Raw genomic sequence first — 12252 nt, 5'->3', positions numbered from 1 at the left:
ATAGAAGAATTAGAAGTTTCGGGAGGTCCGAATGCCCGCATGGCGAACCCTATAATCCGGCAAATCCAGCGCCGATGGAAGCTCCTGCTCCTTGTGTTGCTCGTTGCCCTGTCACTGAACTATGTCCCTCTCCCTTATTACATAGAGATTCCGGGGTCCGTAGAGCCTTTGGATGATCGGGTTACCGTACAGGGGCAGCAACATCCCGATCAAGGTGAGATTATGTTTACAACCGTGTTCTCCATAAGGGCCAATCCTTACGTTTGGGTGTATGGGAAATTTGCTCCGAATGCCAAAATTATTCCCAAAAAGAAAAAGCTCGGCCAAGTGCGAAATACGGAATCCTACAATCGTCTGCTGAGATGGATGCGGGATGATTCGGAAGCTAGTGCTGTTGTTGCGGCCCTACATGTGCTGAATAAACCAGTACAGTTGGATTATGAAGGGGTTATCATTAACTACTTTCTAGAGGGTGCACCTGCTGCCAATGTGTTGTTCGAAGGGGATATCGTATCTGCTGTCGAAGGCAAAGTCATCAAGAGTGCCGATGATTTGAAGACGGCGTTAGCCAACAAGAAACCAGGCGAACAGATCTCGGTCACGGTCAAACGGGGCGGCCAAACAGAATCGCTCTCGGTTCCGTTGATGGAGCTGAATGATGCTGCGGGTAAACGAACCGGATTCGGCTTCGGTTACGCCACCGTGCAAACTCCGATTCATAACGAGAAAATTGATTTTAACCTGAATGATATCGGGGGGCCATCTGCTGGATTCATGTTGGCACTAGAGATCGTGTCTCAATATAGTCAAGGAGCGCTACCCCGCGGTTACCATATAGCTGGAACTGGCACGATCGATGCGAATGGGGTTATCGGGCAAATCGGCGGAATGGATCACAAGATTATTGCAGCTGCTAACGCCGGTGTCGATTACTTCATCATCCCTAAGAGCGTCAATCCCACCGATCATAATGAAGCCACTGCGTTAGAAGCTTACAAGAAGTTGACCAATCCTTCGATGAAGCTTGTTCCAGTCACCACCCTCGCAGAAGCCGTTGAGTATATAGAGAAGTTACCTGTGAAACAGGCGAATTAAGCTTACGCCGCTGCCGAACGGCCGTCCTCTGGACGGCTTTTTTATTCCGTGCTAGTACGTTCCCGAGAGTCTCTGTGAATTCCGGCTTCCATTACAAAATAATCGAGTTCTTTGCTCCTTCACTCATGGGTTTTAGTGGTTTTCGTGGCATCTTGGATTTTAGTGGTTCCTCGCCTACAGATAAGCCATGTTACTACTGTCTATTCGGGCCATTCCATAACCCAGGCACGAATTAGCCAACCTCACTATCCCTTATTTCCCCATTGTTACCCGATTTTCCCCAAAACCAGGCCAATAACCAGTGGTAAAACTTGCTATTCTAGAAAAAGCCGTCTCTTCCGCCCATATAACCTATACAAGCACTGGCTAACTGATCTCCATGGTCTTAAGTAGTAACTGATCTTTGAACTAATCAACTCCGCCATTTGGTTAAGGATAATCTAGATAGTCTTCCAGTTACTAATTAGATATTGCTCTATAAAAACGCTCGTGTACTGAGCTTGCTTTAGAAAGTGTGTGTTCGCAACTCTCCTTTAACTGCATTAGCTACAGTTCATTTTCTGGGATTGGGGCCTTTTACCAAATTAACTGCATTTCGTACCGTTAATTTTATGATATCCGGTTCATCTCGATAAAAGTCTAATCATTAGCTGCAGGTTTTGCAGTTATTATCCAAATATGCTGCGTTTGAAAGAAATTAACTGCAGGTTTTGCAGCTATGGGGGTTGGCGTGGAGTTAGCGCGGGGTTGGCGTGGAGTTAGCGCGGGGTTGGCGTGGAGTTAGCGCGGGGTTGGCGCGGAGAAGCGAAACATTTAACCCTCCCAGGACCTGCAGGTAATCCTCATAATAGAGTGTACTTTCTTAACCTTCCAAACAAGCCTTGGGACACATGGCAGTAGGCACAACCTATCATTTCACGGGAAGCAGCTGATTTTTTTGAATGAGTAAGCAGGAGCAGGAATATACATAGAGCATCAGTAAACTGTAGAAGAGGTGTTCCATGGAAGTAGATCAAGATGTGAACAATAACAAAGTGTATGCAGTCTTGGCTTACATAATCTTCTTTATCCCTCTGCTTGCGGCCAAGGATTCCAAGTTCGCGATGTATCATGCCAATCAAGGATTTCTACTTTTCTTACTGTATGTATCCCTCCAAATTGTGCTTCGGGTAATTCCATTCATCAGTTGGTTTTTGCTGCCTTTTGCAGGCTTATTCTGTCTAGTTCTAGCGATACTCGGCATTATTAATGCAGCTAATGGTCAAACCAAACCTCTCCCGATCATTGGGCATATCTCACTCCTTAAGTAATAGCTAGACACCTGCCAATCACAATCGATTCAATAGTCCGGTTAAGTGTCCTCCCTGCGAGGAACTTGCTGGACTTTTTCTTTTGTCCAATGTGCAGTAAGATAGAGAGTACAACACTCCTTGAAGCGGTACACTATATTCAATCGGAAGTTGCCTATCCAACATGTGAGGAGCTACGCATTTAGCATGAAACCAACTAAACAGACCCTTCTATTTGACTTAGACGATACGTTGATTCACTGCAATAAATATTTCGATTTCGTGCTGGCCCAGTTTTTCGATCTTATGACGACCTGGTTTGCCGGTTACCGCATTACGACGGAGGATGTGACCAAAAAACAGTACGAAATTGATGAGATCGGCGTCCAGAAGCACGGCTTTGTCTCGGATCACTTTCCCCAATCTCTGGTGGATACCTACGCTTATTTCAGCGCGATGACAGGACGTCAGACTTCTGAAGAGGAGCAGCGCCGGTTGTATGACATTGGCATGAGTGTGTATGCACAGACGATTGAGCCCTATCCTAATATGACGGAAACTCTGGAGCGTTTGACCGCGCGTGGGCATCATCTGTTCTTATACACGGGAGGGGAAACCGTTATCCAAGAGCGTAAGGTGAAGCAGATGGGGTTGGACACTTTTTTCGAGGACCGGATCTTTATCTCGCCTCATAAAACAACACCGGTGATGGAGTCCATTCTGGAGAAGCAGAAGTTCGACAGAAGTCGTACTTGGATGATCGGCAATTCCATTCGGACCGACATTATCCCCGCACTTGAGACGGGCATAAATGCCATCCATATCCCTGCCATTACGGAATGGAAGTATAACATTGTTGAGATTACAGCGGAGCCTAAGCGATTATTTTTGCAGCTGAAATCGTTGTTGGATGTTCCTCCCGCCATTATGCTGCACGATCAATTATAAAAAAACCTGCCTCCTGTTAGTGTAGCAACTAACGGGTGGGCAGGTTTTTGATTATGCACGCTTCTTAGTAACGACGTCGGTAGCCTCGGCCGCCGGAAGAGTTTCCTTCAAATACAGCGTTCATCAGGAGTACGATTGCGGTTAAAATGTGCAACAGCATCCCCAGAATCGGAATCCAGGCTAGACATGAAGTGATAATACCAAGTATACTGCCTAGCTTGACTGTGTTCTCCTTAGCTGCAAGAAGCAAAGTCACGATATGCAGAATGAGCATCACCCACAAAGGCGTATAGCCTGTTCCCATAATGAACAAGCCCCCTAAGATCGGGATACCTAGAAAAGCTTCCATACCACCCGTTACAAATTTCATCAGACGCGACGTGTTCAATGTGTGTTCCTCCTTCAACATTTGCGAAGTAAAAGTACTTCGACTCATCTCTATAGACACATTATACCATTCGCGTGTTCAACACACATTAGTCTAACGTTTGGCTCCGCACCTAGACCTAAGACTAGCAAATAGGGCGGGCAACATAAGCAAGAAAGGCCGGTTAGGAAGTACTTACACCATTTTTGGAGTCTCGAAACTTTCAAGTACCGGGAAAAGTGGACAGTTGCATATTGTGGGCCTTGATTATGTACTGATTCCATCCTTCGCCTTCTACTCCAAGCTTTTTCGCCTCCCGCTTACTGCCCTGTCTTGTCCATCATCATCAAGTACTGCTCGTAGTTGGTCGTGAACTCCGCCGCCTGAAGCAACCGAACAACTTCCGGATTAGACATGGACAGATCCACTGTTCTGCGAGTACATGGAATATCATAGGGGCCAAACACTTCTGACAGCAAGATTCGGAAAATCGTTTCTCGGTCTTGCAGCTCCGGACTCACTTCGCATTGACGCAATAGGATGGATTGCAGTTCTCCATCCTCGGAGCGGTTTCGTACGAACAAGGCATAACCTATTGCCCGTCCCTCAGCATCAATGGCGATAAGCGACTCACTCGTCTTCATATTATGCCACATGCATCCCCAAGCCGCCTTTTCCCTATAAAAAGCAAGTGTCGAAACATCAACCGGACTGCCATATTGAAGGCGAAAAGACTCAGGCAGATCCCCTTCATAAAAAGGCTTAGCGAGCGGTTCGGTCCGGGTCATGCCGATTAGACGGTCAACATTGCGAAATCCACCCTTCTCATACGCGATAACGGCATGCTCATTCTTGGCGACAACCTCCAGGAAAGCATGGTCGACTTCTTGTTCCTTGATCACTCGGTGCGCTTCCTGCATCATCGCCTTCGCGAGACCTCTCCCGCGATACTCTGGAAATACGCCCGTTCCGCCGTTCCAAGCCAGCTTTTTTCCGTTCACTGTTTTCATAGCAATAAATACGAACCCGACTGGCTTATTGTCCGCATAACCGACAACAGACAACTCAGGACGAATTCCTTCGGACCCGAATCCATCGAGCATTCGGTCCAACGCTCCTGGAGACACAGCCGTAGCTGCAGGTTGAATAAATCCCGGATAATGGCGAGCCATGTCCGCACTGTACCCTTCGAACCCCCGCTGCTTCAGCTCCAATGCTTGCTCGAAAGTGCATTGATGCAAGCGACCCAACCGTATTTCCGAATCGTTCATTCTAATACAACCGCCTTTCATATGGATAGTCGCAAACCCTGATACTCACATAATAGCTGTTCGTGGTGTTGATTGACAGGGATCATTTGGGTGAACTGGAAAGATGCAGTTGTGAAAAACCGCTAGAGAAAATCACTCTAGCGGTTCTTGGTAGTTGTATAGTGAACCACACAAATGGCTTACTTCTTCTTCGCCGCGCGATATGCCTCGATATAGCTCGCCGCCTTTTGCGCGACAAGCTCGTAGTTGCCGGTCTTGACCGCATCGGCGGTCAGATCGGATCCGATGCCGACGGCAACCGCACCGGCTGCTATCCACTCGCCAAGATTAGACAGCGAGACGCCGCCTGTAGGCATGATGTTCGCTTGCGGCAGCGGACCTTTAATGGCTTTAATCATTGCCGGGGAATATAGATTGCCCGGGAATAGCTTGACGATATCCACACCGAGCTCAAGCGCACTCTGGATATCCTGGATCGTCATGCAGCCCGGCATAATCGGCACCCGGTAACGGTTGCACAATTCGACGGTGCGCGGGTTCAGTGAAGGGCCGACGACGAACTCGGCCCCGCTCAAGATGGCAGCGCGAGCCGTCTCCGGGTCAAGCGCCGTGCCGACGCCGATAATCGCATAGCGATTCTCGTCCTGCGCCGTGCTGGAATAGCGCTTGGCCAGATCCTCGATGGCGCGCAGCGCGAAGGGCACCGTCATCGTCACCTCGATGACCTTGATGCCGCCGGCGATCGCATGCTCCGCCATGCGGACGACTTCCTCCGGCGTGTCGGCTCGCAGGACCGCAACTACGCCCGCTTCTGTTATTTGCTGAAGCAGTTTGATTTTTTTCATTAGCTCATATCGCTCCTTGAATTGAAATCTAGGTCTTTACGGTACAGCAGCTGGATTAACGCTCAACGTGCGAAGTTTTGTTCATATAGGCTTGTACTTGCTCCCAAGTCGGCAGTCCTTCCCAGTCGCCTTCCATCTGCACAACCATACATCCAATCAGATTGCCTAGTCGAACAGCCTCTGCATGCGTATAACCTTTGAGTACTCCGACAATGAAGCCTGCGCAGAACCCATCTCCTGCTCCGACCGTATCGACAACCTGCTCTGCCTTATAATAAGGCACTGCGGTTACGGCACCCTTCTCGACTACATAAGTCTCGTCGTCCCCGCCTTTGACGATTGATACCGCTGACAATTCACCCAAACGGGCAACAATTTCATCGAAGCTGTCGCTCTCATACAACAGCTTCAGCTCGTCCAAGCCAGGCAAAAAGTAATCGGCTTCCGCAGCAAGCTCCATAATGACTGGTCGGGCTTGCTCAATGGTCCATAGCTTCAACCGCAGGTTCGGGTCGAAGCAGACGGTAACGCCATGTTTCTTCGCTATGCGAATCGCCTCGCGAAGTGTCTCACGGCAAGACTCGCTTAGAGCAGCCGTTATGCCGGTAATGTGGAGAATACGCGCCTGCGCGATGTAACTCTCGTCCAAATGCTCCGGACGCATTAGACTGGCAACCGAATTGCGGCGGTAATAGTAGACCGAGGACTTGCCGGATACCACCTCACGGATGATTAACCCGGTTGGCGCTTCGGAGGACAATGCGGCACGAGATACGTCCACGCCTTCTCCGCGAATCTGCTTCAATATATAGCGTCCCAAGGGATCACTGCCGAGACGGCCGCACCATCCGGCTTGATGACCTAGGCGGGCGATCCCGATGGACAGGTTGCTCTCCGCACCCGCGAACGATTTCTCGAATTGTGCCGAGTATTCGATTCCCTTGGGTCCTGTCGGCATCATAAGCCCCATCGATTCTCCAAAAGTGACCACTTCCGGGGCCGTGCGTGTCTTATCGCTTAACGTTCCCAATACCTTTCCCCCTCGTACTCTTTATGTGTAATTCACGGACTTCAATGAGCTCAAATGTGAATATTAATGCGAATGTACGAACGCTGCTTGTCCCACCTAATCATAGGATAATCCACCGCGAGAATCAATGGAACCTATCCAATTGTTTTGGAGTGCGCTCCTCCCTCCCAGGACAACGCGCATCAGTTGGCATCCGAACTAAAACGCAAAGCTGTATTCCCACTCTCGGAATACAGCTTCTTTGTCTTAATAGGCTTTGGGCACTTCGACCTTGGACGTAACGCCATTGTCCGTAAAATAAAGATGAACACCATGGTCCTGATCGTCCATGAAATAAGAAACATACCGGCTCTCTGTTGAACGCATCGGCACAAGCAATGCAGCAATCCGGTGCCGCGATGCCGCTGCCGTATGGGCTCGCATATGCCAGTGCACATCGAGACCTTCAATCTCCTCCGGATTCACCCCAATGAACTCGTTGTGGGAGGTGAGTGTTAGCGCTCCTGAGGAGTTGTAGACAAACCGAACGTCCAGCTTAGCTTTCTTCCCTTCATAGAGAGCATGATGGCCGTCCAAATGCATCGGCTTCATTGTGTGCAGCAGCCAATCCAGCGTGCTTGCCTGTTGCAAATCTACATGATCGACTATAACGATATAAGAGGAATGGAAGTAATAGATCTCCCGCACGTAGCGCGTAAGATAGGGGACCTCTTCCTTGTAGGCGGCTGTCGCATTCATTCGAACATAACGATAACCCGTGCGTTGTTCAGCAATCTCAACAGTCCCTTTGGCTTCCATGTTCAGAGATTTGTCCAATCCTGCATATTGCCCTTTGCCATCGATGAGAATGCTATTCTTGGAACGAGTCTGTCTTCGCCAATCCAGATGCATGGACGTCCCGTGCGCCAAGTAGTGTCCGCTATGGATAGCGAGCGGCTCTCCATAAGCGTGCAACAGGAATGAAGCCTGATCGCCATGGCTATGGCTGATGGAGCCGTATTTGCTTGCTTTGGTCAGCAGCATCACATGCTCTTCCGGACGTTCCATCCGGTCATGCATAGCGACCCAGCCCACGTCGCGGAACCATTTCAATGGTTCAATATTCGTCGGCGCCACCGCCTCTACTTGCGGATTATCATAGAGATATACCATCTCATCGAATCGGAAATCCCACCAGCCGTAGTTGTAAAACTTGCTTTCAGGGTCAATGTCATCACGCTTAACCTGCTCGTAGTACCATTGGTACCAACCGTTCCCCGTCAAGCCTGCAAACTGCCGTACGTTGAACCCCGTCTTCAATATCGGTAGCTCGCCTAGATTAGATTGGTCTCCGAAGCTTGTGTGAACCGTGCCCGGACTGAAGCAATAGAGCGGAAAGTCCCCGGTTTTAGTGAAAAACGGACGTTTTAATAGATCAATCCCTGTGTACGGCTTGATCAGGTTCAGCGCTTCCGTCACGAAAGCCATACCTGTCGTCCAATAAATGGGACCCTCTGCCCACCCTCCGTCAATCCCGCCCCATGGGGTGTACAGACAGGAGTAGTACTCCAGCGTATAGTCGAGCCACTCACGAGCTTTGGGCTCTTCGCCCATGAGCGCAATACAGCAGGGCGCAAGCACCGAAGACAGTGATCGGACGGCATGGCTGTCATAAGGCACATGATGAATCTTGGAGCTCTCAATCACATGGAACGCGACTTGCTCGGTGCGGCGGAACAGCTTGCTCCTTACTAACTCGCGCTCCTCGCTGTTCAGCTCGTCGAACAACCAGTCGTAGCCCCAAGCGAGCGTTCCCGCAACCCGAAAGGCTGCTTCGTCGTTATAGTCACGGGCTGTCGTCCCTTCCGTATCCCAAGAAGTCACGTGCAGCAGCCACCTCTTTGCCTGCTCCAGCAAATGCTCATCCTGCAGCACTACACCTGCGACGCTAAGATGTTTCACAGCGTAGTAAGCTTCCTGACAATCCATATACATTTGACGCCACAGCTTCGGCACCCGTTTGTGATTGGGATACGGCGCAGGCTCCGAGATTAGCGGCCGCTCCGTCCAAGGGACAACGGACTTCCTATAAAACTCCGCCCAACCGCTGAACGACTCATCCTTCTCTACCTCTCGACGAAAAGCCTTCAGCCGATCGGCTTGTAACCACAACCGCGGATGCGTCTGACTGACATGCTCGTATCTCCCTTCACGGCTCGGCAACGGAGTTTCGGGCAAATCGGACGGTACAGTGAAAGAGCGAATCTTGCTCCATGTCGTTCGTTCTGCCGTTCCTGAGCCCGATCCTTCCGATGTAAGCAATGCATATCGCCAGAAATACTCGCCTGGAATAAATGAATGATCGGGGGTATAAAAGTTATATGGAATTTCATTTACTTTAATCGTACTGGCCTCATCGAAATCCGCATGAGAAGATATTTGCAGCATATAACGATCATGATCCAATTGCGCCGGCATCCATGTGAACCGCGGTGGATTTTCCAATAACCTCGTATGCTGATCAGGCTCATATTGAACCGTCATCGGACCGCTTCCAGGCTCGAATAAATTGTACATGAAAGCTTCTCTCCCATCCGTTATCTATAGAAGACCCCTTATACTATGATCAAGCCAATATTTATCTGCGAGGACATGGTGCAGGTCCAGCTTGGCCCGGACTCTTGTTCAATGATTATGGACTCTTCGCTGAGCCAGCGAAGCGAAACAGGCTCGCTCCCATCGCTATACACATTCACAAACCGTGCCTTTTTCCCAACTTGACGGTGCAACACCCCATACAGACGCTTACTCGGATCATCCGCTGTGCCGGGATAGCTGTATTGATAGATCGATGAGTCTTGCTGCTGCGAGACAAGACCCGCACAGCTAACTTGTCCCATTCCCTTATCTCCGCCTACAGGCAGCCATACGTTGTACGGTTGCCCTTGCCCATTCAACACTGAGATATCCTGAAGCAGTTGATAGCCATCCGCATCCCCAAGTACTCCCTTGAATGACTCCCATCTCCCGTATGCATAATCACCTGTAACTCCCAGATGATGAAGCCACCAATCGATCTGCTGCTCTTCTTCACACTCTACCTCTAACCAGTCCAACAGCCAGTCCTTGGTTAAATACAGATGCCGGTTCATCATACATTGCTCATAAGCGGCATCTGATCTTACCCACACGTAAGAGTAGGCTTCGCTCTCTTCAAACTTTACACAGGAACCCGTATGTTCCGCCTGGGTCCTGCCCCCAATCGACACCGTATTATGGCTCGCAGTCGCTGCATACCAGCTTTTGCGCAGCGATGATCCGTACGGAACCATGCCAAGCTCCGGCGTTACTGCCCCTGTCTGATGAGTGATGGTGACATGAAGCTTGTCATAATGACCATGGGAGCCCCCGTGCGGACCAAAGTCAACTAATACAGACAACGGATTATCCGCATGTCTGAGAATCGCGAAGCCGGATGGAGCAAGCAGCTGTGATGTACGTCTAGCTAATTGCCCATCCATGTCCCAATCGCCGCTGCCATACACAACGGCTTCCAGTCCGCTCCTCACCTTCTCGCCGTTCAACTGCCGGTATGCCTCTGCGAGTATTGCAATATATGCTTCCTTCCTATACTTGGACAAGCCCGCCTCCATAATCTCTGCGATCTCCCGAGCATAAGGAATTCGCTTATAAGGTCCGTCGTGCAGCGCAGGAAGCTCGCCTTGATCGTTCGCAAGCTCAGCGAGAACATCGAACATTCCTTCCAGGGACTGCCCCTGCTCCCCGCGAGCTTGATGAAGGTCTACCCCGAATCGTTCAGCCATCTCCGCTGTAATCATATAGGCTCTTAACACGAAAACATGATAATAAGTGCTGCCTTCGAACTCCATTTGATCCGCCATGACACCGATGGATAAGTGATGGATGAATCCGCCTTCCCCGTCAATCAAGCCTTGCAGCTTCACAGGGTCATTCCAGGCTGCGTATACACACGCTAACGCCGCATTCAACCACGCCGTATAATTACTCTCCGGATTATTCCGCTCATGGATCAGGATGTGCCGGTACTGGGTCATACTGTCTTCGAGCATGCTCAAGAAAGTATCGATTGTCGCGGCCCACTCGCTGAAATCAACCTGTTCATCCTTCAACAGCAAGTAAGCACGGATCAGCGTCGAAGCCCAGATCGCCTCGCTTAATGCTTGATGGAACGCTCTGCCCTTCAGCATCCAAGGCTGGGCATCCGGGTGAACAGGGTATTGAGGGAACTGCTTCGCGTACTGTCCGATAATTTGCTTCCCTAGCTCAGCGAACTGTGCCTTTTGCGTTCCCGCGTAGACAGCTGCTGCTTGCAGAGCGTAGCGGGCCAACTGCTGGTGCTTATACACCAGCCAGCCGCCGCGATACGGTTCCCCCTCCAAGGAGCACCCATAAGGGCAATGGAACGTATGTGCATCCTGCTCGAATGGATCAAACGTAAGCTCGATATGGTGTTCCGGGCATACGTATTGATGCCACCAGCCCCCGGGTTCGCTTGGAATTGCGTAGCCTTCCTGCAGCAGCCGCTCCAGCTCTTGTTCCAGTTGTACAATACTATTTGCTCTCCAGTTGTAACGGTCTGTCTGCTCTATATTCATCATCTCATGAACATGCCTCCGTTCACTTCAATGGTCTCTCCTGTCAAGTAATCGGACATAGCCGAGGCCAAGAACAACACGGCGCCTGCGACATCCTGCGGTGTACCCTCCCGACCTAGCGGTACCGAAGCAACAGAAGCTTTTCTCCCTTCATCCGAGGTGAATGTTGCATGGAATGCCGTCTGTCCTATGAACCCCGGAGAAACTGCGTTGACTCGGATTCCAGAGGAAGCTTGCTCCTTGGCTAGCCCTTTCGTATACGTATTGATCGCTCCCTTGCTCGCTGCATAGATTGTAGCTCCAGGTCCTCCACCGTTATGCGCCGCTACCGATGAGAGGTTGACGATCTTCCCGTAGCCCTTCTCCTTCATGCCCGCCAGAGCTGCTTTGCTTACGAACACACAGCTTTTGAAATTAACGTCCATTACCTTGTTGTAATGCTCTTCACTCATCTCTCCGTTAGGCACACGCTTGACGAGATTGCCTGCGTTATTGATAAGGATATCCACCGTTCCGCCGAACGCGTTCTCTATCGCAGCGAACATCGATTCGATCTGCTGAACATCAGTCATATCCCCCTGGAATGCGACTGCTTCTCCCCCAGCCTGTTGAATCATGCCAACAGTCTCCTCAGCGGCCTCCTTGCTAGTCATATAGTTGACGGCCACCTTCGCCCCGCACTCCGCCAGCGATACAGCAATTGCACGTCCGATCCCAGCGCTTCCGCCCGTAACCAACGCAAGCTTTCCCGACAATTCGATCTTCATAGTAAAGTCCTCCTTGTAAATGTT

At 50.3% G+C, this 12252-nt stretch carries 10 protein-coding genes; 3 read left to right on the top strand and 7 right to left on the bottom strand.

Annotated features, from left to right (window positions below):
* Positions 1 to 39: 39 nt before the first annotated feature.
* The 3 genes from AC58QD_RS28850 to AC58QD_RS28840 all read left to right on the top strand — a co-directional run bounded on the left by AC58QD_RS28850 (position 40) and on the right by AC58QD_RS28840 (position 3332).
* Positions 40 to 1095, top strand: a complete 1056-nt coding sequence (locus AC58QD_RS28850; RefSeq protein ID WP_497338511.1) for a YlbL family protein — start codon at positions 40 to 42, stop codon at positions 1093 to 1095.
* Between the two features lie 1001 nt (positions 1096 to 2096).
* Complete coding sequence (locus AC58QD_RS28845) at positions 2097 to 2405, top strand: DUF4870 domain-containing protein (RefSeq protein WP_497338510.1); 309 nt, start codon at positions 2097 to 2099, stop codon at positions 2403 to 2405.
* Between the two features lie 186 nt (positions 2406 to 2591).
* Positions 2592 to 3332: an HAD family hydrolase gene (locus tag AC58QD_RS28840; RefSeq protein WP_497338509.1), complete on the top strand. Its 741-nt coding sequence runs from the start codon at positions 2592 to 2594 to the stop codon at positions 3330 to 3332.
* 64 nt (positions 3333 to 3396) lie between these two features.
* Here AC58QD_RS28840 and AC58QD_RS28835 read toward each other — a convergent pair whose 3' ends face one another.
* The 7 genes from AC58QD_RS28835 to AC58QD_RS28805 all read right to left on the bottom strand — a co-directional run bounded on the left by AC58QD_RS28835 (position 3397) and on the right by AC58QD_RS28805 (position 12228).
* A complete protein-coding gene (locus AC58QD_RS28835) occupies positions 3397 to 3720 on the bottom strand; it encodes a hypothetical protein (protein ID WP_497338508.1) in 324 nt (107 codons plus the stop codon).
* Between the two features lie 299 nt (positions 3721 to 4019).
* Positions 4020 to 4970, bottom strand: coding sequence for a GNAT family N-acetyltransferase (locus AC58QD_RS28830; RefSeq protein ID WP_497338507.1), 951 nt, complete (start codon positions 4968 to 4970; stop codon positions 4020 to 4022).
* 179 nt (positions 4971 to 5149) lie between these two features.
* Entirely contained in the window at positions 5150 to 5815 is a 666-nt protein-coding gene (locus AC58QD_RS28825) for a bifunctional 2-keto-4-hydroxyglutarate aldolase/2-keto-3-deoxy-6-phosphogluconate aldolase (RefSeq protein ID WP_497338506.1), read from the bottom strand.
* A gap of 55 nt (positions 5816 to 5870) precedes the next feature.
* Complete coding sequence (locus AC58QD_RS28820) at positions 5871 to 6845, bottom strand: sugar kinase (RefSeq protein ID WP_497338505.1); 975 nt, start codon at positions 6843 to 6845, stop codon at positions 5871 to 5873.
* Between the two features lie 246 nt (positions 6846 to 7091).
* Positions 7092 to 9401: a DUF4962 domain-containing protein gene (locus AC58QD_RS28815; protein WP_497338504.1), complete on the bottom strand. Its 2310-nt coding sequence runs from the start codon at positions 9399 to 9401 to the stop codon at positions 7092 to 7094.
* A 38-nt stretch (positions 9402 to 9439) separates the two neighbouring features.
* Positions 9440 to 11464: a heparinase II/III domain-containing protein gene (locus tag AC58QD_RS28810; RefSeq protein ID WP_497338503.1), complete on the bottom strand. Its 2025-nt coding sequence runs from the start codon at positions 11462 to 11464 to the stop codon at positions 9440 to 9442.
* On the bottom strand, positions 11461 to 12228 hold the full coding sequence (locus tag AC58QD_RS28805; protein WP_497338502.1) for an SDR family NAD(P)-dependent oxidoreductase: 768 nt from the start codon (positions 12226 to 12228) through the stop codon (positions 11461 to 11463). The genes AC58QD_RS28810 and AC58QD_RS28805 overlap by 4 nt, the downstream gene beginning before the upstream one ends.
* Between the last annotated feature and the right edge of the window lie 24 nt (positions 12229 to 12252).

Source organism: Paenibacillus sp. J2R1T-4, from assembly GCF_059692235.1.
Note: the sequence above shows the minus strand (reverse complement) of the source record. Positions and strands in the feature narration are given on the sequence as shown.

What these genes read in the sequence shown, in the direction of transcription:
- AC58QD_RS28850 (WP_497338511.1), top strand. Translation starts at nt 40, where the DNA reads ATGGCGAACCCTATAATCCGGCAAATCCAGCGCCGATGGAAGCTCCTG.
- AC58QD_RS28845 (WP_497338510.1), top strand. Translation starts at nt 2,097, where the DNA reads ATGGAAGTAGATCAAGATGTGAACAATAACAAAGTGTATGCAGTCTTG.
- AC58QD_RS28840 (WP_497338509.1), top strand. Translation starts at nt 2,592, where the DNA reads ATGAAACCAACTAAACAGACCCTTCTATTTGACTTAGACGATACGTTG.
- AC58QD_RS28830 (WP_497338507.1), bottom strand. Translation starts at nt 4,970, where the DNA reads ATGAACGATTCGGAAATACGGTTGGGTCGCTTGCATCAATGCACTTTC.
- AC58QD_RS28825 (WP_497338506.1), bottom strand. Translation starts at nt 5,815, where the DNA reads ATGAAAAAAATCAAACTGCTTCAGCAAATAACAGAAGCGGGCGTAGTT.
- AC58QD_RS28815 (WP_497338504.1), bottom strand. Translation starts at nt 9,401, where the DNA reads ATGTACAATTTATTCGAGCCTGGAAGCGGTCCGATGACGGTTCAATAT.
- AC58QD_RS28810 (WP_497338503.1), bottom strand. Translation starts at nt 11,464, where the DNA reads ATGATGAATATAGAGCAGACAGACCGTTACAACTGGAGAGCAAATAGT.
- AC58QD_RS28805 (WP_497338502.1), bottom strand. Translation starts at nt 12,228, where the DNA reads ATGAAGATCGAATTGTCGGGAAAGCTTGCGTTGGTTACGGGCGGAAGC.